Below are 23,948 nucleotides of genomic sequence, written 5' to 3'. Positions count from 1 at the left end.
GGCTATGGACGCACGGTCCGGGCCAGAACCAGCCGACGGCAGCTACGACGACGTCCTCCTCGAGGTCGACGGGCTGACGAAACACTTCACGCAGGAGTCGGGCTTTCTCGGCGGCCTCGAGTTCGATCCGGGGTCGTTTCCGCCGGTGTCGATCGAGCGCGAGCGCGTCCGGGCCGTCGACGACGTGAGCTTCGCGGTTCGTCGCGGAGAGACCCTCGGGCTGGTCGGCGAGAGCGGCTGTGGCAAGAGCACCCTCGGTCGAACGATCCTGCGGCTGCTCGAGCCGACCGACGGCCGGATCGTCTTTCAGGGGGAGGATCTGGCCGATCTCGGCGGTGAGGCGCTTCGGCAGACCCGGTCTGACATCCAGATGGTCTTTCAGGACCCCCAGTCGTCGCTCGACCCGCGGATGACCGTCGGCCAGATCGTCGAAGAACCGATGTGGGCCCACGACATGCTCGACGACGCGGGCCGGGCCGACCGGGCACGGTGGCTCCTAGAGCGGGTCGGCCTCGAGGCCAGCCACTACGATCGGTATCCCCACGAGTTCTCCGGCGGGCAGCGACAGCGGGTGAACCTCGCGCGGGCGCTCTCGGTCGAACCGGACTTCGTCGTCTGCGACGAGGCCGTCTCGGCGCTCGACGTCTCGGTGCAGGCGCAGGTGCTGAACCTGATGGCGGACCTCCAGGAGGAGTTCGGCCTCACCTACCTCTTCATCGCCCACGACCTCTCGGTCATCCGGTACGTCGCCGACCGGGTCGCCGTCATGTACCTCGGCAAGCTGGTCGAACTGGCAGAAACCGATGTCCTGTTCGAGAACCCGAAACACCCCTACACCGAGGCGCTGCTCGAGTCCATCCCCGTTCCGGATCCGCGGGACGAGGGCGCTCGCGGCGTGCTCGAGGGAGAGGTCCCGAGCCCGGTCGATCCACCCTCGGGCTGTCGGTTCCGGACGCGCTGCCCCAGACTCATCGCCCCCGATGGCTACGACCTCACCGACGAGGAGTGGACACAGACGCGAACGTTCCTCCGGGCCGTGACCCGCCGGACGCTCGAGCCGACGTCCGGCGACGACATTCGCCGGGAGTTCTTCGGTGGGGACCTGCCGCGAGGGGAGGCCGGGGACGTGCTCGCGGAGGCCATCGACCTGCTCGCGACCGACCGCGACCGTGGCGACGACGACGACCGCGAAGCCCGGTGGGAACGGGCGAGCGACCTGCTCGAGGGGGCGTTCGCCGAGCAGAGTATCTGTGCACTGGAAGAGCCAGCGTACTGGCTCGAGTCTGAGACGGCCGACGACGATCGGTACGCGGCCTGTCACCTGAATCGAGAGTGAGGGTGCTGGCTGCCGGACAGCGACTCAGCCGCAGGTCACTCGAGGACCGTCTGGGGCCGTTTGAGGTAGACGTCCTGCTCGGTGATGCGTCGATAGAGTTCGTACACCGTCTCGACGGCCTCGAGTTCCGGGTCGAACCGGATCAACGGTGCGGCGTGGTAGCTCCGGCACGTCGTGAGAAAGAGGTACAGCGTCCGGAGGTGGGCTGGCGTCGCGTCGACGACTCCCAGCGGCTCACTGCCGAGGTCGTCGGAAAACTCGGTGAGCATGCGTTCGACGTCTTCCTGTAGCTCCTCGTCCGGCCGATACCGGGGGACGCCGAAGGTCCGTTCGACGAACGACCGCGTCGCCACGTAAAACGGGTTGGACTCGAGGCCGAGCGGGTCGACCGCCGCGAACGTCTCGTACAGCTCGAGGACCGTCGAGAGTTCCTCGCGGGTGACGGCGATCGGGAAGACGGGATCGCCCTTCGGGAGCGAGTAATCCGGCAGCGTGTGGGTCGTGGGATCGGGAAGCTGGGAGAACACGCGCTCGATGGACATGGACCGATCCACCACACCGAGTACAAAGGGGTTGTCGGGGGGCAAACGTGCCTGAGAGAGCCAGCGGCACGAGCAAGTGCTGGTCGGTCCTGTGTCCCCGATCGGTGCGCCTCGAGAGCGTGAGTCCTCGAGGATGTTCCGTGCGGTGTCGACCGAAAATAGCCACTCGTTGAGTAGTAAGGACAAACTCGAGGAGTGGATAGAAATACCCATCTGGCCAATAAATCGTCTATACATACCGGACATGGCCAACAGGGACGACGTGCAGAGAGAGCTGGCCAAATGTATCAATTGCGGGTCAGTATACGCCGCCCGACGATGGCCATCGGGAAAGATCGTGCCGATCGGGAGCACCAGTTGCCAGTGTGGGTCCTCGGACTTTCGTCTCGTGAACGACGTGGGGGACTCGAGCGAGCCAGAAAGCGATTCCTCGGCCGACAGATCCAGCGTCGAGTGAGGGTTTTTGCCACTCGATAGCGAGCCCGCTTCCATTATTCTCTGGTACCGAGCGAGTGGCATCTCTCGAGTGTGAATCCAGAATCGATTCGCGAAAACGGCCACCCGGTCCCCGATCCCCTACCGCCACGCTGGAAGCTGCGGTGCAGCTTCCGCTTCCATCGAGAGCCACGCGCCGTCAGCGGAGATGTCCGCAATTACGTACTCCTCGCCGTGGCCGCGGTTGCTCGAGTCGATCGAGCCGACGATGGTGTCGGCGTCTGTCATGGCGTGGGGGTTCGTCGCCATGTATGACACTGACACTCACCCACATATAAACTCGTCGGATTGACTGTCCCAATATCCATCGGCTTTTCGAGGGACGGACCACCGCGTAGGCAGGCCAGCATCCGGTGGCTGCGGAAGAAGCACTGGGTTTATACGCATTTTCGCCCTACCGTGGGGACATGAACGTAGCCGACGCGATGACGCCACGGGAGGACGTGGTGACCGCCGACCTGCCGGGGACGCGCTCGGACGTCCTCGAGTACCTGCAAGAGCAGTCCTTTTCGTCGGTCCCGGTCGTCAAACCGACCGACGACGGGCCGGAGTACCGGGGCCTGATCTCTCGAGAGGCGCTGATCGAACAGCCCGACGAGGACCAGCTCGTGATGTTGATGGAGGACGTTCCGACGACGACCCGGGAGACGCCGCTCCCGGAGGTTGCACGGACGATGGTCGAGGAAGGGGCTCGACGCGTGCCGGTCGTCGACGGCGAATTCGAGGGAATCATCACCGTGACGGACGTCGTCCACGCCATCGCGACGGGCGATCAGGAGACCGACGATACCGTCGAGCCCTACGCCAGCGAGGACGTAAACACCACCTACGAGGGCGCACCGCTGCCCGTCGCCGAGCGAAGTCTCTCCTACGCGAACGTGCCCTACACGATCGCACTCGACGACGAGGGCGAGATGAGCGGCGTTCTCACCGAGGTCGACATCATCGAGGTCGCCCGGATCGTCGAGGGCGAGGAGTCCACCGGGGACAACTTCCCCGACCAGGACTCCGAGTGGTCCTGGGAGGGGATCAAGGCCGTCGGGAGCCGCTACCTGCCCACCCGCGACATCGAGCTCCCGACCGGGCCGGTCAGCGAGTTCATGACCGAGGACGTGGTGACGGTCACCTCACGGACGTCCCTGCAGGAGGCCGCCCAGCGCCAGATCAGCAACGACGTCGAACAGATCCCGATGGTCACGGGCGAACGCCTCACGGGCATCGTCCGGGACGTCGACGTACTCGAGGCACTCTATGAGTGAGGACGACGCTGCAGCCGACTCGGAAGCATCGGCGGCCACGAGCGAGAAGCTCGTCGAACTCGCCAAACGCCGGGGCTACTTCTTTCGCACGTCGGGGGCCTACGGCGGCGTCGGCGGCTTCTACACCTTCGGTCCGCAGGGTGCGTCACTGAAGGGCAACCTCGAGGACGCCTGGCGGGACCGCTTCGCCGTCGCCGAGGGCAACATGGAGATCGACGCGCCGACGATCATGCACGAGCCGGTCTTCGAGGCCTCGGGCCACCTCGATGGCTTCGACGACATGCTGATCGAGTGTCCCGACTGTGAGGCCAGCAGCCGCGCTGACCACCTCGTCGAGGACAACACCGAGTACGAGGACGCAGAGAGCCTCCCCATTCCGGAGGTCGAGGCGGTCATCGCCGAACACGAACTCGTCTGTCCCGAGTGTGGCGCGGGTCTCGCGGGCGTCGCCGTCGAGGACTTCAACCTCATGTTCGCGACGAACATCGGCCCCGGCGACGCCCAGCCCGGCTACATGCGCCCGGAGACCGCACAGGGCATCTTCGTCGAGTTCCCTCGTCTCAAGGAGTACGCGCGCAACCAGCTTCCTTTCGGCGTCACCCAGATCGGGCGGGCCTACAGAAACGAGATCAGCCCCCGGCGCTCGATCATCCGAACCCGCGAGTTCACGCAGGCCGAACTCGAGTACTTCGTCGACCCGGAGGACGACGAACCACCGCTCGAGCGCGTCGACGACGTCGACGTGACGCTCTACCCGGCCAGCGAGCAGGAGGCCGACGACGGCGCAGCGATCGAGACGACGATCGGCGAGGCCCTCGAAGAGGGGATCATCGGCGATCCGTGGGTCGCGTACTTCCTCGGGGTCGCCAAGCCGTGGTACGCGTCGATCGGCGTCGACATGGACCGGTTCCGGTTCCGCCAGCACCTCTCGGGCGAACGCGCCCACTACGCTGCCGACTGCTGGGACGCAGAGAGCGAGATCGACGGCAACTGGATCGAGATCGCCGGCTTCGCCTACCGCGGCGACTACGACCTCTCGAAACACGGCGAGCACTCCGGCGACCGCTTCACCGTGTTCAAACAGTACGACGAGCCACAGACCGTCGAGCGAGCGGTCGTCGACCCCGACATGAGCTATCTGGGGCCGGAGTTCGGCGGCGACGCACAGGCCGTCGTCCAGAAACTCGAGGAGCTCGCTGCTCGCGACCGTAGCGCATTCGAGGGTGAGACGGTCGAGATCGACCTCGAGGACGAAACCCACGAGATCCCCGTCGAAAAGTGCGGTTTCGCGGTCGAAGAACAGACGGAAGCCGGCGAGCACGTCACCCCCCACGTCGTCGAACCGTCCTTCGGCGTCGACCGGACGGTCTACACCGTGCTCCACCACGCCTACCGCGAGGACGAAGTCGGCGGTGAGGAACGGACCTACCTCGAGCTCGAGCCCGAGGTTGCACCCACGTTCGTCGGCGTCTTCCCCCTGCAGGGCGACGACGAACTGGTCGACGAGGCCGAGTCGATCGTCGACGACCTCCGCGCGGCGGGCCTCTCGGTGACCTACGACGACTCGGGGAACATCGGCCGGCGCTACCGTCGTCAGGACGAGGTCGGCACCCCCTTCTGTGTCACCGCCGACTTCGAGAGTCTCGAGGACGGCGCGGTGACGGTCCGCGAACGCGATTCGACCGAGCAGAAACGGGTCTCGATCGAGGAGCTACCGGAAACGCTGTCGGCGGTGCGCGCGGGCGAACTGGCGTTCGAGAATATCTAACAGCCGTCGATTTCCTGACCGAAACGGCCAAATGAGTTCCCACTCATAGTGGGAACATGGTCACCGTCGATTCGAAGGGGCGTATCGTCCTCCCTCAGGAGGTGCGAAAACGGCTCGGTATCGAGCCCGGAACCGAAGTCGAGGTCCACGAGGAAGATGGAAAAGCGGTCGTCGAGCCCGAAGACGACCCAGAACGGATACTCGAGCGCATGGAGCGCCTCGTCGAAGAAACGGCGCCCGGGCGTGGGGAGACGACGACGCTCGAGAACGACGTCGACCCGATCGCACGGAAACACAGGGAAGCCGTTCGACGCGGTGCAGAGCAAAGCGATGAGTGATGCGGGCGGTCCATATCTATTCGACGTCGGAGTGATCGCTCTCGCACATACCGAGACCCCGGTTCGTGATGCAGCACTCTCGTACGTCCGCGACGGCGTCGCCGGTGAGATAGACGCCGTCGTTCCGTATCCTGCATTGTTCGGTGCGCATACCGTACTCACCACGTACTACGGGCAATCGAACGAAGAGGCGTCCCGTCTCCTCCGGAATTTCATGGACGCGAAACGGATTCACTGGTACGACCGAATGCCAGAATCGGTCGTCAGCGGTGGACTCCAGAACGCACGCACGGAGAATATCGACGGGTGGGATGGGTATTATGCGCAGGTTGCGATAGAGGAGGGAGTGAACACGGTGTTGACGATCGACGACGACTTCGAGCGGTTCGACGCGTTCGCTACCGAGGTCATCCTCTCGTCAGCGGAATTTGAGAAGCTAAACAGATTCCTCGGCCGCTGATTCGACCCTCGACGTCGATATCACGCAGCCCTTCGAACGGGACGGGTGCAACAGATTCAACCGCGGGCGTGGTGAACACGGAGACGAAAGATGCCACTCGAGTTGACTTCCTCGTCTGACTGGGAATCGCGAGGTGTAGCCGTCGGCGTTCGTGACGGTGGCGAGGTCAGTGATGCAACCGAACCGTATCCGTCGACCGAACGCCTCGAGCGGGCCGGAGGCGATCGATGCTGAACCCCGCGCGCGTCGACGCGGCGGTCGACCTCGCCTACGGCGCGCTGATCGTCATCGCGATCGTGTTGATCGCGACTCTCGAGTTCGGGATCGGGATCGCGTTCGCGCTGGGGGTCTTTTCGGCGTACGTGCTCCACGTCGTCTGGAAGATGGCGCGGTTCGATCCCGACTGGATGACACAGGCGGTCGAGGAGTCCGTCGGCGAGCAACTCCAGACGGTCGAGCAGTCTGTCGAAGAAACCGTCGGTGAGACCGTCGAACAGGAGATGGAGAAGACGGTGCAGGCGCAGGTTGGCGAGACCGTCGAAGCGACGGTCGGCGAGACCGTCGAAACGACCGTTCAGGAAACCGTCGGCGAGCAAGTCGAAGCGACGGTCGGCGAGACCGTCGAACAGTCCGTACAGGAGACTGTCGAGCAATCCGTCGGCGAAACGGTCGAACAATCCGTCGAAGCGACGGTCGGGGAAACGGTCGAGCAATCTGTTCAGGAAACCGTCGAGAAGTCGGTCGAAGAGACGGTCCAGGAGACCGTCGAAGAGTCGGTGGAGAAAACCGTCGAACAGTCCGTCGAAGAAACCGTCCAGGAGACGGTCGAGCAATCCGTCGGCGAGACCGTCGAACAGTCCGTCGAAGAAACCGTCCAGGAGACGGTCGAGCAATCCGTCGGCGAGACCGTCGAACAGTCCGTCGAAGAAACGGTCGGCGAGCAACTCGAGACGGTCCAGGAACAGGTCGAGGCCGTCGACGAGCGGATCGATCGCCGGCCGCGGGAGGATCAGGTCGAGGAGCTGATCGAGCAGACCGCAGAGCAAGCGGATGCCGACGAGACGGCGGAGACAGACGAGGACGCCTGATCGGCGGTCGGCCCCTCGAGGCCTCCAGCCGACCTACCGGACGATCACGACGGGGATCGGCGCTCGTTTCGAGACCGTTTCTGCGACGTTTCCGACGAGGAACCGCCGGGTAGCCCGATCCCAGTCTGCGCCGTGTGCACCGACCACGACCGTCTCGTAGTCGTCGGCTCGATCGATTACGTTCCGGGCGGGATGGCCGATACCCACCTCCGTGTCGATTCCCCGGTCGTAGTCGGCGGCAGTCTCACGCGCCCGTTCGAAGACGGGTTCAGCGAGAATGGCGGCGGCCTCGTCGAGGTCGTCCTCGAGTGCGAGACCGACCGCCTCGCCCATCATCATCGAGGGGACGCCAACGACGTGCAGGACGGTGATCTCGGCCTCTGGAAAATTCTCGAGTGCGTACTCGAGGGCGCGGGCGGCGTACTCCGAGTCGTCCATCGGGACGAGGATTCGAGACAGCATGTCTCGACCGACGGGAGCCAGTCACCTAAGTCTCGGTCCTCTCGACCGATCAGGTCACGACGATCAGACGACGCCCGGGAGAGCGATGAAGAAGCCGTAGGCGAGGATCGTCGACATCGACGGACCGATGACCCACATCGAGACGTACTTGATCACCGCTCGGGGATTGAACAGGTCGGCTCCCTGAAGGACCTCCTCGGGTTCGGGTTCGCCGATCGGGCGGGCGTCCTCGCCTTCCTCCTCCTCGGCGACGATCGCACCCAGTTGAATGTCGCGGTCTTCCACGTCGCTGTCTCGGGTGACCGCCTCGCGGACCGTGATCGGGCGGGTGGCCCGCCCCCAGCCGATGCCGACGATCGTCATCACCGTCGCCATCACGAGGCTGATCGGGATACCGATGTACGAGAGGGCGGTCGTGATCGTCGAGGCAGTCACCATCACGAACAGTGCGGCGAGCAGCGGAATGTCGCTCAACTCACCGCCCACCGAATCCATCGTCCGACGGGCGATGGTGAACCCGCCGAGGCCGATCGCAACAGTGGCAATGATGACCGCGGTGGTCACCTCGAGGCCGTCAACGCCGCCGACCAGTGGGGCAGCGGCGTTCGGGACGTTACTCGCGCCGGCGCTGAAGGCCATGTAACAGCCGATCACGATGACGACGGCCGTCGTCCCGAGTTCCGTCAGGGTCGTGTTCGGACCGAGTGCCGGTTTCGGGAGCGAATCGCTCCGGTCGAGGACGAGCAACGGCCCGTCTGATTTCTCGATCGTGACGCGACGGTTAACCGCCGGGTAGATGTACCGGCCGATGATCCCGCCGATCCAGAAGCCGATGATCGGCGTGACGATCCACCACGAGATGATCCCGGCGATCGTGGCGTAGTTGAGCGTCCCCGACGCCAGTCCCAGCCCGGCGATCGCCCCGACGGTCGTCATCGACGTCGGGACCGGGACGCCGAAGATGTTGGCGACGAGGATCCCGAGCCCGATGAAGAAGAGGACGGCGACGCCAGCCGAGAGCGTGAGATCGATCGTGATGATGTCGGCACTGAGCGTCTGCATCACGTTCTGGCCGACCGTCATCCCGCCCAGAAAGACGAAGACGGTCATCACTGCCGCTGCTGTCGTCTTCTTGACGATCCCTGCGCCGACCGACGGGCCCCACGTGATCCCGGTAGACGACCCGCCGATGTTGAATCCGACGAATATCGAGGCGACGATCCCAATCGCGAGCAGGGTTTCCACCATCGTCCAGACACACCAACGGCGTGGACGGATAAATAATCACGGGATCCCGTCGCGGTGACCGGTTTCCGGGCGGCACGGTGGCAGGTTCCGGACCGCCCCGACGCGAGTGGAAAGGCCTATGAGTGAGACCTCGAATTTTCGCCGACATCGTCCAACGAATGGCCCCCAGATGGAACGTCCCTCCCACACTCCGGACCGCCCTCAAGACGCATCACTCGCTACTCGTCGTGATCGCGGCGACGCTCGCCGGGGTCTCGGCCCCGGACCTCGCCGCACCCTTGCAGCCACTCATTCCGGCGCTCGTCGCCGGCCTCGTCTTTACGGCCTTCTACGGCCTCAGCCTCGAGGAAGTGACGGCACGAGACCTCTCGACGCCCGTGCTCGTCTCGCTCGGCTGTCTCTACCTGCTCGTCCCGGTCGTGCTCTACCCGGTCGCGTCGGTCGTCCTCTCCGGCGAACTGCTGCTCGGCGTCCTCGTCGTCCTCTCGGCACCGCTCGCCGCCGGGAGTTCGATCATCTGGACGCGCCTCGGTGGCGGTAACACGCTGCTCGCGACCGTCACTGTCCTCGTCTCGATGATCCTCGCACCGGTCGTGATGCCGACGCTCATCGCCACCTTCGGTGACTCGGCGATCGGCCTCTCCACGACCGACCTCGTCGTCGAACTCGGCGTGATCGTCCTCGTGGCGGGCGCGCTCGCGTATCTGGTTCCCGACGGAACCGTCTCCGACCGGCACCTCGACGGGTTTTCGCTCGCGACGCTCGGTGCGCTGATCTACGTCGCCGTCGGCGGCTCGACGCTCTCGGTCTCGGCCATCCAGCTCGCGTTCGTCGCCACCATCGCCGTCGCCGCGCTCTGTCTCAGCGGGCTGGTCGCCTACGCGCTGTACACCCGCGGGATGGAACGCGAGGAGTGTGTCACCGTCCTCTTCGCGAGTTCGATGAAGAACATGAGCGTCGCCGTGATGGTCGGCGCAGTGTTCGGCGGCGGCGCAATCGTCGCCGCGATTACGGCGTTCCACGTCGCCCAGCAGATCGTCAGCAGCACGCTCGTCGGCCGACTCGAGTCCCTCACATCGAGTGAGCCGAACGCGGCCGCGAACACGGCGGTTCCGGATCGAGCGACGGATGCTCCGGCAGCGAGCCAGCCCGGCGACTGAGGCGGGCAGGGTCGACAACCGACGACCGGCGAGCGGGCAAGTGGGCGAGTCTGAATCGAGAGCACTACCGACGGACTGAAGGTCACGACCTTCGAGGGGTGATCTGATGGCCGACGAACTCAAACGGCGGCTCGTCCACGCCAGCGGCTCCGGGCTGGTCGCCCTCTGGTTGCTCGCCGACTGGCTCGAACTCGGCCTCACGTGGGACCTGTTCCGACTCCTGATGGTTGCCCTCGCGCTGGGGGCGATCGGCCTCGAGTTCCTCCGGCTCCGGGTCGGCCTCGAGTGGTGGATCTACGAGAAACTTACCCGCGAGTACGAGGCTGACCAGTTCGCCGGCTACGGCTACTACATGGTGAGCATGACGGTCGTCGTCGTGCTGTTCGACCCCCAGATCGCCCTGCCAGCGATGTTGATGCTCGCGATCGGCGACCCGATTAGCGGCGCGGTCTCGGACGATTCGCTCCGGACCGTGAAGGGGCCGACAGTGCTCGTGACGATGTTCGTCGTCAGCGCCCTCCTCGCCGCCCCGTTCCTCTGGGCGTCGCCGCTCGCGGTCGTGGCCGCAGCCGTCGGCGCGACGGTCGCCGACGGCGTCACTCTCCGCTACCGCGAGTTCATCGTCGACGACAACCTGACGATCCCGATCTTCGCCGCGACGCTGGCATTCCTGGCGCTCGAGTTCGGGCCGGTCTGATCTCCGGTACTCGACTATCCTCTTAAGCTCGCGATAGTATTCGGGATCAGGTCGATCGAACGACGCGCCGAACTGACAGATATGAAGACCCACTCCCGGCGGCGATGGCTCGGGTACGGACTGCTCTGCGGCGCGATCGTCGGCGCGGCGGCGTACGGCTGGACGAAGACGCGGGGCAGGTCGCGAGCCCGAACGGAACCGGCGGCGACCGAACGCCACGCGACGGCGTTTCTCCTCCGCCGTCGGATCGATCCAGGCCAGATCGAAGCCGTTCGCAAGGCCGCTCGTACCAGCCTCGAGAGGCGCAACGACGAGGACGACCGGAACGCAAACCGACTCCTCGGACTCGAGAGAGCGGCGACTGCGTCGCTGTTTCTCGATCGAGGGGGTGAGGAGTCGTCGCTCGCGTGGTACGTCGAGGTGCCGCGATCCGTTCTCGCGGCCGTCGACGACCCCGTGGGGAGGCTCGAGCGGGCGTTTCCGCTGGAACACGAGGCGCTGGGCGACGAACTAATCGTGACGCGAGAGCCGCCGATCCACGCCGCTCATCCGGATCGGCCGCGGTCGACGGCGCCAGTCCCGGGCACAGACGGCGACGCGGGACGACTGATCGTCACCGGGTCGGAATCGACAGGGGCGGTCGAGTCAGCGGGGTCGACGCAGAAGGCCGAATCGGTCGACGTCGCACTCGTGAGCATGAAGCTGCGACCGGGGATGGGAGAACGCCTCGCCGACTGGCTCGAGTGGCTCTCCCGGCGCGTCGTGGTCGACGACTGGCACCTCGGGCCGATCGAGGACTGGAGCGCCGAGATGCTCGAGCGTGAGGCGATGTTCACCGAGACGATCTTCGTCGAACGCCGATCGGACGGCACCTATCTCCTGCAGTACATGGAGTGTGCGGAGATGGCGGACGTCTACGAGGCGTACTACGACACCTGGAACCCCGTCGCCCGCGGTGCCGAACTCCTGGTTGGCCGGGTGGTCGAGCAGCCCGAGCGAGTGCTGCAGTACCCGATCCAGACGGACGCCGAGTGTCTGGCACACGCAGTCGCGTCAGATCGACCGCGGCGTCTCGAGGAGTTTTAATCTCGACCCCGAACCTCAAGCGTTCAGCCGCCACAGCTCGAAATTGAGCACGGTCGCGAACGTCACCCAGAGGAGGTAGGGAACGAGTAACGCCGCCGCGCGCCAGTCGACCCGGCGGAAGGCGAGGATCGTCGCGACGATCAGTACCCAGAGGGGAACGATGACTACCAGCCCGGCGAGTAAGTTCTCGAGTGCGAAGAACGCGGGCGTCCACGCGACGTTGAACACCATCTGGACGACGAACAGGCCCAGCGCGAGTCGGCGGCCGGACGCATCGCGACGCCAGACGAGCCAGAGGGCGACCCCCATCAGGGTGAACAGCGCCGTCCAGGCGATCGGGAACGCGATGGACGGCGGGTAGAACCACGGCTGCTCGAGCGTGCGAAACCAGGCGCTGTCGGGACTCGAGAGGACGCCCGGAACGCTGCCGACGAGATTGACGAGGATCACGAACGCGACCGCCCACGGCAGCGCGTCGCGGTCGGGAAGTCGACTGGTGCTGGTCGGCGTGCTCATGGTGCGTGTAGGGACTCGAGGGGCTTGAGTCCGGGGCTGGACCAGCATCGTCACGGCAGGTGGCCGAACCCGACCGGGCGACGGGCCCGTGCGAGCCGCCCATGCGTGGTCGGCTGTATCGGTCTATCCCAGAAACCACGACGCCCTCAGAACTGGCGCTCGAACTCGAGTGGGTCCGAAACCGAGTAGAAGGGGCCGCCGAGGCGACCGACGGTGTCGATCTTCGTCGCGTCGACCTTCCCGTCGGTGAGGACCGACTCGTCGGCGTGGACGTACTCGACGTCGCCGAAGATCGTGAAGCCGCTCCGGATTTCCATCGAGTCGTAGAGCGTACACTCGAAGGTGACGACGGCGTCGGCGACTCGCGGCGGGTCGATCGTCTCGCAGGGGGCACGCTCGAGGCCGGCGGCGTCGAACTCGCTCTCGTCGGGCGGGAGAGGGGCCGCCGTCTGGTCCATCGACTCGAGCAGGTCGGCGGTGACGACGTTGACCGCGAACTCTCCGGTCTCGAGGGCGTTCCGTGGGGTGTCCTTGCGCTCGCCGTCCTCGACTGCGGGCGTCGAGAAGTGAACCACGGGCTCGGTCGAGGAGACGTAGTTGTAGGTACTGAAGGGAGCGAGGTTGTCGACGCCGTCGGGACTCGTGGTCGAGACCCAGGCGATCGGCCGCGGTGAGACTGCGGACTTGACGATCCGGGCGAGGTCGCGAGGCGTGAGCGAGTCGACGTCGTAGGTCGGCATCGAACGGGGGTTGCTGCTCGAGCGAGATAGTGGTTGGCGAGGCGGGCGATCCGGCCGGGTTTCCGGCCGCGGTCGCGACCAGACCGCGGCCCGGCTATCACTTTCACCGCGGTACAAGAACCCTTATTCGGCGCGGTGGCGAATCGCCGCCAATGGCTACGACGGACGAGGGACCCCCCTCTGTCGAGCACCCGCTGCTCGAGCCGAACTTCCTCGAGCGGCGACTCTACCAGCTTCAGCTGGCGGGGACGGCTGCAAACGATCACACGCTCGTCTGTCTCCCGACGGGGCTGGGCAAGACGACTGTCAGTCTGCTCGTGACCGCCCGCCGGCTCGACGAGGTCGGCGGCAAAGCACTGATGCTCGCACCCACCAAACCGCTCGTCCAGCAACACGCCGACTTCTACCGCGAGGCCCTCCAGATACCCGACGAGGAGATCGTCGTGTTTACCGGCGACGTCAGTCCCGACGATCGCGCCGCGACGTGGGAACAGGCCACGGTCGTGATGGCCACCCCACAGGTGATCGAGAACGACCTCGTCGGGAGCCGGATTTCCCTCGCAGACGTCACCCACTGCACCTTCGACGAGTGTCATCGGGCGACCGGCGACTACGCCTACAACTACATCGCCGAACGCTACCACGCCGACGCCCGCGACCCGCTCGTGACCGGGATGAGCGCCTCGCCGGGTGGTGACGAGGAGGCCATCCTCGAGGTCTGTGACAACCTCGGTATCCGCGACGTCGAGGTGATGACCGAGGAAGACGCCGACGTCGCCGAGTTCACCCACGACACCGACGTCGAGTGGGAGCGCATCGACCTCCCCGACGAGGTCATGGAGATCCGGGACGCGCTGAACGAGGTAATCCGCGAGCGTCTCGAGAAGCTAAAAGAACTGGGCGTGGCGTCCTCGACCCAGCCCGACCAGTCCCAGAAGGACCTCAATCGAATGCGCGCGGAGTTGCAGAAACTGATGAACAACGACCAGTCGGAGGGGTACGAGGGGATGTCGATCCACGCCGAGGTGATGAAGCTCCGGCAGGCGGTCACGCTGGTCGAGACCCAGAGCGTCGAGGCCCTTCGGCGGTACTTCGAGCGCCAGCGCAACCAGGCGCGCTCCTCGGGTGCCTCGAAGGCCAGCCAGCGACTCGTGAGTGATCCACGAGTGCGCGAGGCGATGCGTCGCGCCGAGGACTTCGACAAGTTACACCCCAAGTACCGCAAGACGCGAATGCTGCTCGCCGAGACGCTGGGACTCGAGGGGGGCGAGCGAGTGATCGTCTTCACCGAGTCCCGGGACACCGCGGAGGCGCTGACGGACTTCCTCTCGGAGAGTTTCGAGGCCAAGCGATTCGTCGGGCAGGGCGACCGTGAGGGCTCCGACGGGATGACCCAGACGCAACAGCAGGAAGTCCTGAACGACTTCCGGGCCGGCGAGTTCGAGGTTCTCGTCTCGACGTCGGTCGCCGAGGAGGGGCTTGACGTCCCCGAGGTCGACCTCGTGCTGTTCTACGAACCCGTCCCGACGGCGATTCGCTCGATCCAGCGCAAGGGCCGAACCGGCCGCCAGTCCGAGGGGCGCGTCGTCGTCCTGATGGCCGAAGACACCCGTGACGAGGCCTACTTCTGGATCTCACGCCGGCGCGAGAAGGAGATGGAGTCGGAACTCAGGGAGTTGAAAGGGATGGCCGAGACGCTCGAGGACGAACTCGACGACTCCCAGCAGGCGCTGTCGGATTTCGACGGCGACGGTGACCGCGACTACGGGCACGACGATGGAGCCGCCACGAGCGAGAGCCGCACCGACCCCGACGCAGTCGGCGAGATCTCCAGTCGAAACGAAGGGGGTGCGCGCCAGCCCGGCCTCGCAGACTTCGCCGCCGAGGCGGCCTCGAGTGCCGACGACTCAGGAGGAGCCGACAGTGGCGGTGGCGACGGTCCAGCGGGTGACGAGGGCGACCACCACGAGGGGTCCGAAACCGAACCGGCGACAGAACCACCGGTCCCGCACGCCGACGGCGAGACGGTCCAGATCGTCGCCGACCAGCGCGAGATGGACGCCAACATCGCCCGCGACCTCTCGAGACGCGACGAGGTCGAGATCCGGCTCGAGACGCTCTCGGTCGGCGACTACGTCCTGTCAGATCGCGTCGTCGTCGAGCGCAAGTCAGTCGCGGACTTCGTCGACTCGCTCGTCGGCGGCGACCGCTCGGTCTTCGAGCAGGTGGGCGCGATGGCTCGCCACTACTCCCGTCCCGTCGTGATCGTCGAGGGTGAGGGGCTCTACGAACAGCGGGACATCCACCCGAACGCTATCCGCGGCGCACTCTCGAGTCTGGCCGTCGACTTCGGGGCGAGCGTGCTGCGAACCGAGGGCGAAGACGATACGAGGGAGCTACTCGCCGTCGTCGCCGACCGCGAACAGACGCTCTCGAGTCGTGAAGTGTCCGTCCACGGCGAGAAGCAGGCCAAGACCCTCGGCGAACAACAGGAGTACGTCGTCTCATCCATCGCCGAGATCGGGCCCGTTACCGCGCGGGCGCTGCTCGAGGAGTTCGGCACCGTCGAAGCGGTGATGACGGCGAGCGAAGACGAGTTACAGGACGCCGAGGGCGTCGGCCAGGTGACCGCAGAGCGGATCCGCGAAGTGACCGCGAGCGAGTACACCGGGCCCGGATGATCAGGTCGGCGTGACCGACTGGCGGGTCGAGACGGCGTCGTCGTCCGGATCGACTGTCGGCGACGTGAACAGAAAATACTTGTAACGTCGCTCGGGACTACTCGAGAGACAGTACGGTAACCGCCACGCTCGAGGCCCCAGCCCCCCGAACCCGTCATTTGACGGGTTCAAGCGTGGGTCGAAACATGACGGTGACCCACGAGCGGGCACGTGTGGCGAGCTCTCGGGCCGTCGTCGCACTGACGGACGGCCGACTCGGTGCCAGCAGGTCGTACAATGAAACCTGACGTGTCCCTCCCCGCGGCCGCCAGCTCGCCCACGCTCGAGCGGATCGGCCGGAACGCTCGCGACTGCGTCCGTATCGATACCCGGTCGCTCGCGGTCTTTCGCGTGTTCTTCGGCTTGCTGTTGCTCGCCGACGTGTTCCTTCGAAGTCGAAACTTCTCGTTCTACTACACCGACGACGGCGTGATGCCCCAGTCGCTGGCGATGGAGATGACGCCCGACAACGCGTTCTCGGTCTTCTTTTTGACCTCCGATCCGACGCTGATCGCCGGGCTGTTCGTCCTGCAGGCGCTGGTGGCGATCCCGTTGATACTCGGGTACAAGACTCGATTCGCGACGATCGCCGCGTTCCTGTTCGTCATCTCGACTGACTTTCACAACCCGGCGGTGACGAGCTACGCGGACGTCCTCTACCGGCTGATGCTGTTCTGGGCGATCTTCCTCCCGCTCGGCGAACGGTGGTCGATCGACGCCGTCCACCGTGATCGCGCCTCCCGGGCGTCGGTTTCGGGCGTCGCCTCGGCGCTCATCCTTGGTCAGATGGTCTACATGTACTTCCTCAACGGCTATCACAAGACCCAGGACGAGCTCTGGCTCACCGGCGAGGCCGCCCCGAAAGTGCTCGGGCTGGACGACATGACGTTCCTGCTCGCGGAGTACATCCGGGAGTTCCCCACGTTGCTCCAGCTCGGCGGGCTGGCCTGGTTCTACATGCTCTTGCTCTCGCCACTGCTCATCCTGCTGGTCGGCCGCCCGCGGATGGCGCTGGTCGGGATGTTCCTGATCGGGCACTTCTCGTTCGCCATCACCGTCCGGATCGGCGCGTTCGCGTTCGTCGCGATGGCAGCGCTGATCCTCTTCCTGCAGGCACAGTTCTGGGACGACGGGAAACGCGTCCTCGAGCGCCTCGGGATCGACCACCTCCGCGTTCGACTCCTGGATCGGCTCTCGCGGCTCGAAAGCGTTGCAGCGGTCGTCCCGCGACTCGAGGTCGACGACGAGCGCTACCGTACAGTGAAGTCGAGCGTCTACACCGTCGGGCTGGCGCTGGTCGTCATCGCGACGATCCTCGTGGCGCTCGTGACGCACACGCCGGTCGGTAATTTTGGACCGGCGGAGACGACCGCGGACCACGCCGACGAGACGATGGGGAAGCTGAACGTCGATCAGCCACCGTGGACCGTCTTCGCGCCGACGCCGCGGACGACGGACCGGTACTACGTCTTCCCGGCCGAGACGGCCGACGGCGATCGGATCGACGTCTACAACGAACGACCGTTGACCTACGACCGTCCCGACGAGGAGCTACAGCTCCAGTACGACACCTATCGCGAACGGTTCTACATGAACAGCGTCCGCCGGCACGCCTCCGACGACCGCCAGAACGGCGCGCACATCGAACTCGCCGAATACTACTGCACCACCTGGGCGGAGGAACACGACGTCGAACTCGAGCGGGTCAACATGTACGACGTCATGGAAGACATCACCATGGACAGCATTACGACGCCCGAAGATCGGGATACCAGTACGAGGCTCCTCTACCGGCACGGCTGCGGCGATACCGAGCCGGGAGAGATCCAGCCGCCACCGGACGACGAGTGACGCTCGAGCGGAGACGTGACCGGAACGCGTCGATGGACCCCGAGTGACGGTGGCGAGTGACCGGAACGCTGAATTACGCCCGACCCATATCACAGGTATCAGATGGGCGAGGAACTCGAGATCCCGGCCGACGACCCGATCGTCCTCTTCGACGGCGTCTGTAACCTCTGCACCGGGTTCGTGCAGTTTTTGATCCCTCGAGATCCGGCAGGACGGTTTCACTTCGCGTCGTTACAGTCCGAGGTAGGCGAGCACCTGCTCGCCGAACACGGCCTCGATGACCACGACCTGGATTCGATCGTCCTGATCGAAGGCAAGAAGGTCTACGTCAAGTCCGGGGCGGTGATCCGGATCGCGGCCATCCTCGGCGGCGTCTACGCGCTGGCCCGTCCGCTTCGCTTCCTCCCGCGACGGCTCAGAGACTGGGGCTACGACGTCGTCGCGGCCAACCGCTATCGCATCTTCGGCCAGAAAGACCAGTGTATGATGCCGACCGAGGACGTTCAGTCGCGGTTTCTGGACTGACGGGGACCGGTACTCAGATTCGCTTCAGCGCACCGTCTCGAGCGCCTCGCCTGCCTCGCGAGCGGCCGCGAGACAGTCGCGGGCGTAGCGGGGATCGTCCGCGGCCGCAGCTTCCGCGGCGAACTTCTCGAGGGCGCGCTCGAGGTTGGCGCGAGCGCTCGCGAGAGTGTCGTCTGGGCGTGCCGGTGGGCGGTCGTCCACCCGTCGGTCGGGCGTTCGTCCCGTCGGATCCCGGTCAGGTGTCGACGAGTCGGCTGATCGATGGGTGCCGGAAGCGATGCGGTCAGTGCCGAGGGTCAGTTCCGCGTCGTCGTCCGTGCTTCCAGTCGCTACAGAGCCGGAATCGGCAGTTTCACTCGGCGACGCCGGCGTGGAGGACGTGTCGACCCCCTCGTCTCCGGACGCCATCCGCTCCGTCTCGGCTGGCCGGTCGTGAGAGGCCCCCGTCTCGGAACGGTCGGTACCTGCAGCCGGCTCGTCCGTTCCGGCCGTCGTCGCGTCTGACTCACCCTCGAGGTCCGGCCCATCGACGCCCTCCGGGCCACCGTGGCAACTCGGACAGAACGTCGTACCGTTCTGCGTGAACAGCGGATCGCCACAGGTTCCGCAGTGGGCGTTCGTCATCGTCGCACCCTTGAGCAGGAGGTCGCTCATCCGTCTGGTCGACTCGCGCTCGCGCTCGTCGCGTTCGTACTTCTCGCGCAGTTCCTCCCGCAGGGCCTCCTTGTCGATCCCGCTGTCGCCGTCACCGGCGTCGTCGGACCCGTCGCGCTCGCTCATACCCATCTGGACGTACTCCGTCGTCGAAAAAGCTACGACAGGTCGTCAGCGCTCGCCTCGAGCCGCCCGGTCGGGTCGCCGTCGAGATCGTGGAGGGTGATCGTCGCCGTCTGCGGGACGAGCCCGCGGGGGCGGTCGACGCGCCTGACGGCCGTGTACTCGAGTCGGTCGGCGTCTGTGAGGTCGGCCGGAGTCTCGTGCCAGGGGCGCACGTCCGCGTCGACGGCCAGCCCACGGAGACCGGACCGCTCGGGTTCAGCAGGTCCGAAGTCCACCCTGGAGGCCGCCTCGAGCGGGCGACTGATCTGGGCGACCACCAGCGCGTGCTCGTCCCAGTTGGTCCCGGCGATTGCCCCGAGAACCGCCAGATCGGCGTCAGCGGAGATTTCGGAGCCGGGGTCCTCGAGCAACAGGGCGGCGACGCCGTGGCCGTCGGTCGGGTCACGGTCGCCGATCCGGATCGCGCCGGGAGCGTGTAACGAGCCGACGCCAGTCCCCCACGAGAGTCCGCGGGCAGCGTCCAGACACCCTGCAGGAGTGCTGAGCCCGGCACAGAAACCGGTACCGAGCCCCACGCGAACGAACTCCCGTCTATTCATATCGTGTTCTATCTGCAGTAGTACAAAATAGTTCTGACGCGATATTTTCCAGACGTGTCGTGATAAAGTCCGGCGAGGTCCCGTCTCTCACTCGAGGGCGGCCTCGACGGCGTCGACGGCGGCTCTGGGCGTCTCGACCGACTGGACGTACTCGAGGTCGAAGCCCGGGACGTCGGCAGTCTCGAGGCCGACGACCGGACGGTCGTAGATGCCGGCGAAGCCGAGTTCGGTGCGCGTACCGTGGGCACCCGGAAGGGCGATGACGGCGTCGCCGTTCATCGGCACGAGGGCGTTCCGGGCGTGGCCGAGGCCGGTGACGATCACGGTGTCGACGAACGGGTTCGCGGCGTCGCGGCGCTCGCCCGGGAGGATGCCGATCGTCGCGCCGCCGGCGTCGGTCGCGCCACGACAGACGGCTTCCATCGCGCCGCCGCGGCCGCCGCAGACGACGGTGTGGCCTCGAGCGCCGAGTTCTCGCCCGAGTGCGGTCGCGAGGTCGGTTTGCTCGTCGGTGATCGTCCCGCCGCCGATGACGCTGACGCGGTGTCCCATACGCGAGAGCGTGCGGCCCGGTCACATCGTTCGTTCGGTAGCCGGCAACGGTGTGGCAGCTGTGCGGCGGGAAGTGTCGACGATCGACGTACCGGATATCGTCATATTCAGGCCTGCGTAGGCAATCCGACGGATTTAACGCGGGGGCAGGCCGAGGATTACGTGGTATGACGAAAGTTAGCGTGGTCGGCGCGGCCGGAACGGTCGGGGCCGCCGCAGGCTACAACATCGCGCTTCGGGACATCGCAGACGAGCTCGTCTTCGTGGACATTCCAGACCAGGAAGACACCACGATCGGGCAGGCCGCCGATACCAACCACGGTGCGGCCTACGACTCGAACACGACGGTCCGTCAGGGCGGCTACGAGGACACCGAAGGATCGGACGTCGTCGTCATCACCGCGGGTATCCCGCGCCAGCCGGGTCAGACCCGCATCGACCTCGCCGGCGACAACGCGCCGATCATGGAGGACATCGGCTCGTCGATCGCCGAGTACAACGACGACTTCGTCACCGTCACCACCTCGAACCCGGTCGACCTGTTGAACCGCCACCTCTACGAGACCGGCGACCGCGCCCGCGAGAAAGTGGTCGGCTTCGGCGGCCGCCTCGACTCCGCGCGCTTCCGCTACGTCATCGCCCAGCGCTACGACGCACCCGTCCAGAACGTCGAGGCGACCATCCTCGGCGAACACGGCGACGCACAGGTCCCCGTCTTCTCGAAAGTCCGCGTCGACGGTCAGGACCTCGACTTTTCCGACGAGGAGAAAGAGGAACTCCTCGAAGAGCTCCAGACCTCCGCGATGAACGTCATCGAGAAGAAAGGCGCGACCCAGTGGGGCCCCGCGACGGGCGTCGCCCACACCGTCGAGGCCATCCTCCGGGACACCGGCGAAGTGCTCCCCTGCAGCGTCAAACTCGAGGGCGAGTACGGCCACGAGGACACCGCCTTCGGCGTCCCGTGCAAGCTCGGTTCGAACGGCATCGAAGAGATCGTCGACTGGGACCTCACCGAGTTCGAGCGCGACCAGCTCGGCGAGGCTGCAGAGAAGCTCGCAGACCAGTACGAGAAGATCTCGTAAACTCGCCACGCGGTTCGACGCGATTCCGACTTCACGTTTTCGTCGCCGACCACGGGGGTGGGGCCACGTCACCGACACCGACGCGACACCGGGAGCGATCCGCGCGACCAGCGGCCGCGTCAGCGCTGCACCCGCATCTCGACTGGCCCCGGATCCAGTGACACCGCGAGCGACGGCTCGAGCGACGTCGTCACCCGCTCTACGTCGACCCGCCGGGCGAGCGTCGCCAGCGTCAGTTGCAGTTCGGTCATCGCAAAGCGCATCCCGATGCAGTGGCGGGGACCGCCACCGAACGGGAAGTAGGCGTACTCGGGGCGATCTGTGTCGTCCTCGAGCGTGGGACGGTCATCGCCGTCCTCGAGCCAGCGTCCCGGGCGAAAGGCTTCGGGGTCGGCCCACCACCGGTCGTCGCGGTGGATGCCGTACATGTTCAGCTGGACGGTCGTCTCCGGTGTGAGCCAGACCCCACCGAGGGCCGTCGGCTCGTGCGGTTCTCGGTGGAGAAACGGCAACGGCGGGTAGAGCCGCAGCGCCTCGCGACCGATTGCCTCGGTGACCGCCAGTTCGGGCAGGTCCTCGAGTCGCGGGTCCCGGTCGCCACAGACGGCCTCGACCTCCGCCGCGAGGCTGTCGCGTGCGGCGTCGTCACCCGCGAGGAACCAGCAGGCGTACGTGAGCGCGGTCGCGGTCGTCTCGTGACCAGCGAGCAGGAACGTCAGTAGCTGGTCGGTGATCTCCCCGGCCGACGGCCGCGAGCCGTCGGGGTACTCGGCAGTGGCGAGCAGCGAGAACAGGTCGTCACCGTCGCCATCGCGGCGGTCCTCGAGCAGGTCACGAACCAGTGAATCGACCGCAGTTTTCGCCCGCTGGTACTCCCGCTCGGACCGGCTCGGAACCCACGACGGGAGTACGGCCCGGACGCCGAACATGTCGGTCTCGATGACGGAAGCCATGGCCTCGACCCAGCGCCTGACGTGTTCCGCGCGGGCGTCGTCGAGTGACAGGTCGAACAGCGACCGCGAGAGCGCCCGGAGCGTCAGCGCCGAGAACGCGGCGTTCACGTCGACGACGGCACCGTCGTCCCAGTGCTCGATGGTCCGCACTGTCTCTGAGACCATGTCGTCGGCGTAGGAGTCGATCCGGGCCGGTGTAAACGCCTGTTGCAAGAGTAGCCGCTGGCGACGCCACTGGTCGCCCGTCGCGAAGAACACCCCCTCGAGGCCGACCTGATCGCCGAACTCGTCCTCGAACGTCCCGCGCCAGAACTCGTCGCTCCGGGAGACCAGCACCTGCTCGACGAGACCCGGGTCGGAGACGACGACGAACTCGCGGCCGAAGGCCTCGTACCGCGCCAGGTCGCCGTACTCGCGAGCGGACTCGAGGAACGCGAGCGGGTCGCGGGCGAACGAGACCGTACTCTCGAGGATGGGGAACCCGCGCGGACCGGGCAGCGCGGTCGTCGGCACCACCCTCGCGTCGGTCGTCTCCCCGGATACGGCCTCGGTCGCCGACGATGATTCGCTCGCGCTCGGTCGTAGTTGACTCATACGTCTCGCTTCGACCCCTACAATTGTCGCTGGTTTCCCGAAGCAGTGAACTTCTTTATGTAGATCGGTCGAACAGCACCTCGTGCAATCCGCCGACCTCACCCTTCGGCTGCCGCCGTCGATGCAGTCGCCAGCCTCCGATGCGGTCCTCGAGTCGTTCCGGCGCGAGGAACTGCTCTCCTGGGAAGTCGATCACGAGAAACGCGTCGTCCGTTTCCTCTCGCTGTTCGTCGGCGATCGCGAGGCCCTCGGCGAACTGGCCACGGACCTCGAGTACGTCCACCGGTACGACCTGATGCCCGTCGACGAGGACACCTGCTACGGCTACGCCGAGATGGACCTCCGGGAGACCGACGTCGCCCTGTTCGACGCCTTCGACGTTCCCGGACTCGTGATCGTCCCGCCGATCGTCTACACGGGCCGGGAGAACGTCCACGCCACCGTGCTCGGCGAATCCGACGCGATGGCAGCAGTCCTCGAGCGCTTCCCCGAGGGCGTCGACGTCGAGGTGAAACGCGTCAGCGAACACCAGCGCCGGTCGGAGTCGCTTGCGGGCCGACTCACCGCCAGACAGTTCGAGGCGCTCGAGGTCGGCCACGAACTGGGGTACTTCGACGTGCCGAGGACGGGATCGCTGGCGGCGGTCGCCGACGAGCTTGGGTGTTCAGAGAGCGCGGCGTCGACGCTGCTGCGGTCGGCACAGGCGGCGCTCGTGGAGGCGGCCGTCGCTCGGTGACTCGAGGAGAACGGACCGTCTCAGGGAATCAACTGTTCGCCGTCGTCGTCGTAGACTGTGATCGCATCGACCGGACAGGTCCGGGCGGCGAACTTCGCGTCGAGTTCCGCGTCTTCTGGCACCTCGCGGACGAAGACGCCGTCTTCGACCTCTTCTGCGTCCTCGAGGACGGCTTTCCCTCGATTCTTGTCCTCCGTGAAGGCGTCCCACTCGGCGACACACTGGAACATTCCGATACAGGTGTCCTCGTCGTATTCGACTTTCATACTCGAGGGTTCGGGTGATCGGCCTAAATCGTTAGTGGTCCGGAGCCTCGACGGTCGATCGGTCGCTCGGATGCACTGCTCTAATCGGAGGTCTG

25 protein-coding genes are annotated in these 23,948 nt (G+C 65.9%); 14 read left to right on the top strand and 11 right to left on the bottom strand.

What is annotated here, in order from left to right; all coding sequences use genetic code 11:
- Positions 1-4 precede the first annotated feature (4 nt).
- Positions 5-1,336 carry an ABC transporter ATP-binding protein gene (locus B1756_RS08460; RefSeq protein WP_086888146.1) on the top strand — a complete coding sequence of 444 codons (1,332 nt, stop codon included), beginning with the start codon at positions 5-7 and terminating at the stop codon, positions 1,334-1,336.
- A gap of 35 nt (positions 1,337-1,371) precedes the next feature.
- Here the strand turns inward: B1756_RS08460 and B1756_RS08455 are convergent, their stop codons facing one another.
- Positions 1,372-1,878 carry a hypothetical protein gene (locus tag B1756_RS08455; RefSeq protein ID WP_086888145.1) on the bottom strand — a complete coding sequence of 169 codons (507 nt, stop codon included), beginning with the start codon at positions 1,876-1,878 and terminating at the stop codon, positions 1,372-1,374.
- Positions 1,879-2,454: 576 nt separating this feature from the next.
- Positions 2,455-2,622: a DUF7556 family protein gene (locus tag B1756_RS19615; RefSeq protein WP_186336521.1), complete on the bottom strand. Its 168-nt coding sequence runs from the start codon at positions 2,620-2,622 to the stop codon at positions 2,455-2,457.
- Positions 2,623-2,780: 158 nt separating this feature from the next.
- Here B1756_RS19615 and B1756_RS08445 point away from each other — a divergent pair, with 158 nt between their 5' ends.
- The 5 genes from B1756_RS08445 to B1756_RS08425 all read left to right on the top strand — a co-directional run bounded on the left by B1756_RS08445 (position 2,781) and on the right by B1756_RS08425 (position 7,286).
- The gene (locus B1756_RS08445; RefSeq protein WP_086888144.1) at positions 2,781-3,632 is read left to right on the top strand and encodes a CBS domain-containing protein; all 852 of its coding nucleotides are present in this window, start codon (positions 2,781-2,783) and stop codon (positions 3,630-3,632) included.
- On the top strand, positions 3,625-5,400 hold the full coding sequence (gene glyS, locus B1756_RS08440; RefSeq protein ID WP_086888143.1) for a glycine--tRNA ligase: 1,776 nt from the start codon (positions 3,625-3,627) through the stop codon (positions 5,398-5,400). The genes B1756_RS08445 and glyS overlap by 8 nt, the downstream gene beginning before the upstream one ends.
- A gap of 56 nt (positions 5,401-5,456) precedes the next feature.
- Positions 5,457-5,738 (top strand): AbrB/MazE/SpoVT family DNA-binding domain-containing protein, encoded by a 282-nt coding sequence (locus tag B1756_RS08435; protein WP_086888142.1) that lies wholly within the window; start codon positions 5,457-5,459, stop codon positions 5,736-5,738.
- Positions 5,731-6,198 (top strand): type II toxin-antitoxin system VapC family toxin, encoded by a 468-nt coding sequence (locus B1756_RS08430; protein WP_086888141.1) that lies wholly within the window; start codon positions 5,731-5,733, stop codon positions 6,196-6,198. Before B1756_RS08435 ends, B1756_RS08430 begins: the two co-directional genes overlap by 8 nt.
- Before the next feature lie 227 nt (positions 6,199-6,425).
- Complete coding sequence (locus B1756_RS08425) at positions 6,426-7,286, top strand: hypothetical protein (protein WP_186336520.1); 861 nt, start codon at positions 6,426-6,428, stop codon at positions 7,284-7,286.
- Between the two features lie 33 nt (positions 7,287-7,319).
- Here B1756_RS08425 and B1756_RS08420 read toward each other — a convergent pair whose 3' ends face one another.
- Both B1756_RS08420 and B1756_RS08415 read right to left on the bottom strand, forming a co-directional pair.
- The gene (locus B1756_RS08420; protein ID WP_086888140.1) at positions 7,320-7,748 is read right to left on the bottom strand and encodes a universal stress protein; all 429 of its coding nucleotides are present in this window, start codon (positions 7,746-7,748) and stop codon (positions 7,320-7,322) included.
- 63 nt (positions 7,749-7,811) lie between these two features.
- The gene (locus tag B1756_RS08415; protein ID WP_086888139.1) at positions 7,812-8,996 is read right to left on the bottom strand and encodes an inorganic phosphate transporter; all 1,185 of its coding nucleotides are present in this window, start codon (positions 8,994-8,996) and stop codon (positions 7,812-7,814) included.
- Between the two features lie 158 nt (positions 8,997-9,154).
- Here B1756_RS08415 and B1756_RS08410 point away from each other — a divergent pair, with 158 nt between their 5' ends.
- The 3 genes from B1756_RS08410 (at position 9,155) to B1756_RS08400 (ending at position 11,939) form a co-directional block, all read left to right on the top strand.
- A complete protein-coding gene (locus B1756_RS08410) occupies positions 9,155-10,156 on the top strand; it encodes a bile acid:sodium symporter family protein (protein WP_086888138.1) in 1,002 nt (333 codons plus the stop codon).
- A gap of 106 nt (positions 10,157-10,262) precedes the next feature.
- Positions 10,263-10,853 carry a dolichol kinase gene (locus B1756_RS08405; RefSeq protein WP_086888137.1) on the top strand — a complete coding sequence of 197 codons (591 nt, stop codon included), beginning with the start codon at positions 10,263-10,265 and terminating at the stop codon, positions 10,851-10,853.
- An 81-nt stretch (positions 10,854-10,934) separates the two neighbouring features.
- On the top strand, positions 10,935-11,939 hold the full coding sequence (locus B1756_RS08400; protein WP_086888136.1) for a DUF6176 family protein: 1,005 nt from the start codon (positions 10,935-10,937) through the stop codon (positions 11,937-11,939).
- A gap of 15 nt (positions 11,940-11,954) precedes the next feature.
- Here B1756_RS08400 and B1756_RS08395 read toward each other — a convergent pair whose 3' ends face one another.
- Together B1756_RS08395 and B1756_RS08390 are read right to left on the bottom strand one after the other, a co-directional pair.
- A complete protein-coding gene (locus tag B1756_RS08395; protein ID WP_086888135.1) occupies positions 11,955-12,455 on the bottom strand; it encodes a TspO/MBR family protein in 501 nt (166 codons plus the stop codon).
- 146 nt (positions 12,456-12,601) lie between these two features.
- Positions 12,602-13,195, bottom strand: a complete 594-nt coding sequence (locus tag B1756_RS08390; RefSeq protein ID WP_086888134.1) for a flavin reductase family protein — start codon at positions 13,193-13,195, stop codon at positions 12,602-12,604.
- A 152-nt stretch (positions 13,196-13,347) separates the two neighbouring features.
- Between B1756_RS08390 and B1756_RS08385 the strand changes: the two genes are divergently transcribed.
- From B1756_RS08385 to B1756_RS08375, 3 genes are all read left to right on the top strand, one after another.
- Positions 13,348-15,876 carry a DEAD/DEAH box helicase gene (locus B1756_RS08385; protein WP_086888133.1) on the top strand — a complete coding sequence of 843 codons (2,529 nt, stop codon included), beginning with the start codon at positions 13,348-13,350 and terminating at the stop codon, positions 15,874-15,876.
- A gap of 276 nt (positions 15,877-16,152) precedes the next feature.
- Positions 16,153-17,766, top strand: coding sequence for an HTTM domain-containing protein (locus B1756_RS08380; RefSeq protein ID WP_086888132.1), 1,614 nt, complete (start codon positions 16,153-16,155; stop codon positions 17,764-17,766).
- Between the two features lie 102 nt (positions 17,767-17,868).
- Positions 17,869-18,291: a thiol-disulfide oxidoreductase DCC family protein gene (locus B1756_RS08375; RefSeq protein WP_086888131.1), complete on the top strand. Its 423-nt coding sequence runs from the start codon at positions 17,869-17,871 to the stop codon at positions 18,289-18,291.
- A 24-nt stretch (positions 18,292-18,315) separates the two neighbouring features.
- On the opposite strand, the gene B1756_RS08370 is transcribed toward B1756_RS08375, so the two are convergent.
- The 3 genes from B1756_RS08370 to B1756_RS08360 all read right to left on the bottom strand — a co-directional run bounded on the left by B1756_RS08370 (position 18,316) and on the right by B1756_RS08360 (position 20,222).
- On the bottom strand, positions 18,316-19,071 hold the full coding sequence (locus tag B1756_RS08370; protein WP_086890102.1) for an Sjogren's syndrome/scleroderma autoantigen 1 family protein: 756 nt from the start codon (positions 19,069-19,071) through the stop codon (positions 18,316-18,318).
- Positions 19,072-19,103: 32 nt separating this feature from the next.
- On the bottom strand, positions 19,104-19,670 hold the full coding sequence (locus tag B1756_RS08365) for a hypothetical protein (RefSeq protein WP_086888130.1): 567 nt from the start codon (positions 19,668-19,670) through the stop codon (positions 19,104-19,106).
- 87 nt (positions 19,671-19,757) lie between these two features.
- Positions 19,758-20,222, bottom strand: a complete 465-nt coding sequence (locus tag B1756_RS08360) for a TIGR00725 family protein (protein ID WP_086888129.1) — start codon at positions 20,220-20,222, stop codon at positions 19,758-19,760.
- A gap of 167 nt (positions 20,223-20,389) precedes the next feature.
- Here B1756_RS08360 and mdh point away from each other — a divergent pair, with 167 nt between their 5' ends.
- Complete coding sequence (gene mdh / locus B1756_RS08355) at positions 20,390-21,304, top strand: malate dehydrogenase (protein WP_086888128.1); 915 nt, start codon at positions 20,390-20,392, stop codon at positions 21,302-21,304.
- A gap of 119 nt (positions 21,305-21,423) precedes the next feature.
- On the opposite strand, the gene B1756_RS08350 is transcribed toward mdh, so the two are convergent.
- Positions 21,424-22,851, bottom strand: coding sequence for a cytochrome P450 (locus B1756_RS08350; RefSeq protein WP_086888127.1), 1,428 nt, complete (start codon positions 22,849-22,851; stop codon positions 21,424-21,426).
- An 82-nt stretch (positions 22,852-22,933) separates the two neighbouring features.
- On the opposite strand from B1756_RS08350, the gene B1756_RS08345 reads away from it, so the two are divergent.
- The gene (locus B1756_RS08345; protein ID WP_086888126.1) at positions 22,934-23,587 is read left to right on the top strand and encodes a helix-turn-helix domain-containing protein; all 654 of its coding nucleotides are present in this window, start codon (positions 22,934-22,936) and stop codon (positions 23,585-23,587) included.
- A 20-nt stretch (positions 23,588-23,607) separates the two neighbouring features.
- Here the strand turns inward: B1756_RS08345 and B1756_RS08340 are convergent, their stop codons facing one another.
- Complete coding sequence (locus B1756_RS08340) at positions 23,608-23,853, bottom strand: ferredoxin (protein ID WP_086888125.1); 246 nt, start codon at positions 23,851-23,853, stop codon at positions 23,608-23,610.
- Positions 23,854-23,948: the final 95 nt, after the last annotated feature.

Origin of the sequence: Natrarchaeobaculum aegyptiacum (genome assembly GCF_002156705.1) — an archaeon.
Classification (GTDB): Archaea; Halobacteriota; Halobacteria; order Halobacteriales; family Natrialbaceae; genus Natrarchaeobaculum; species Natrarchaeobaculum aegyptiacum.
The sequence above is the reverse complement of the archived record's forward strand: the minus strand, read 5'-3'. Positions and strand labels throughout refer to the sequence as shown.

Coding starts and splice junctions, on each gene's coding strand:
- B1756_RS08400 (WP_086888136.1), top strand. CDS start 10,935: ATGAAGACCCACTCCCGGCGGCGATGGCTCGGGTACGGACTGCTCTGC.
- glyS (WP_086888143.1), top strand. CDS start 3,625: ATGAGTGAGGACGACGCTGCAGCCGACTCGGAAGCATCGGCGGCCACG.
- B1756_RS08435 (WP_086888142.1), top strand. CDS start 5,457: ATGGTCACCGTCGATTCGAAGGGGCGTATCGTCCTCCCTCAGGAGGTG.
- B1756_RS08405 (WP_086888137.1), top strand. CDS start 10,263: ATGGCCGACGAACTCAAACGGCGGCTCGTCCACGCCAGCGGCTCCGGG.
- B1756_RS08360 (WP_086888129.1), bottom strand. CDS start 20,222: ATGGGACACCGCGTCAGCGTCATCGGCGGCGGGACGATCACCGACGAG.
- B1756_RS08370 (WP_086890102.1), bottom strand. CDS start 19,071: ATGAGCGAGCGCGACGGGTCCGACGACGCCGGTGACGGCGACAGCGGG.
- B1756_RS08415 (WP_086888139.1), bottom strand. CDS start 8,996: ATGGTGGAAACCCTGCTCGCGATTGGGATCGTCGCCTCGATATTCGTC.
- B1756_RS08460 (WP_086888146.1), top strand. CDS start 5: ATGGACGCACGGTCCGGGCCAGAACCAGCCGACGGCAGCTACGACGAC.
- B1756_RS08375 (WP_086888131.1), top strand. CDS start 17,869: ATGGGCGAGGAACTCGAGATCCCGGCCGACGACCCGATCGTCCTCTTC.
- B1756_RS08395 (WP_086888135.1), bottom strand. CDS start 12,455: ATGAGCACGCCGACCAGCACCAGTCGACTTCCCGACCGCGACGCGCTG.
- B1756_RS08410 (WP_086888138.1), top strand. CDS start 9,155: ATGGCCCCCAGATGGAACGTCCCTCCCACACTCCGGACCGCCCTCAAG.
- B1756_RS08425 (WP_186336520.1), top strand. CDS start 6,426: ATGCTGAACCCCGCGCGCGTCGACGCGGCGGTCGACCTCGCCTACGGC.
- mdh (WP_086888128.1), top strand. CDS start 20,390: ATGACGAAAGTTAGCGTGGTCGGCGCGGCCGGAACGGTCGGGGCCGCC.
- B1756_RS08380 (WP_086888132.1), top strand. CDS start 16,153: ATGAAACCTGACGTGTCCCTCCCCGCGGCCGCCAGCTCGCCCACGCTC.
- B1756_RS08350 (WP_086888127.1), bottom strand. CDS start 22,851: ATGAGTCAACTACGACCGAGCGCGAGCGAATCATCGTCGGCGACCGAG.
- B1756_RS08365 (WP_086888130.1), bottom strand. CDS start 19,670: ATGAATAGACGGGAGTTCGTTCGCGTGGGGCTCGGTACCGGTTTCTGT.
- B1756_RS08430 (WP_086888141.1), top strand. CDS start 5,731: ATGAGTGATGCGGGCGGTCCATATCTATTCGACGTCGGAGTGATCGCT.
- B1756_RS19615 (WP_186336521.1), bottom strand. CDS start 2,622: ATGGCGACGAACCCCCACGCCATGACAGACGCCGACACCATCGTCGGC.
- B1756_RS08445 (WP_086888144.1), top strand. CDS start 2,781: ATGAACGTAGCCGACGCGATGACGCCACGGGAGGACGTGGTGACCGCC.
- B1756_RS08455 (WP_086888145.1), bottom strand. CDS start 1,878: ATGTCCATCGAGCGCGTGTTCTCCCAGCTTCCCGATCCCACGACCCAC.
- B1756_RS08340 (WP_086888125.1), bottom strand. CDS start 23,853: ATGAAAGTCGAATACGACGAGGACACCTGTATCGGAATGTTCCAGTGT.
- B1756_RS08385 (WP_086888133.1), top strand. CDS start 13,348: ATGGCTACGACGGACGAGGGACCCCCCTCTGTCGAGCACCCGCTGCTC.
- B1756_RS08420 (WP_086888140.1), bottom strand. CDS start 7,748: ATGCTGTCTCGAATCCTCGTCCCGATGGACGACTCGGAGTACGCCGCC.
- B1756_RS08390 (WP_086888134.1), bottom strand. CDS start 13,195: ATGCCGACCTACGACGTCGACTCGCTCACGCCTCGCGACCTCGCCCGG.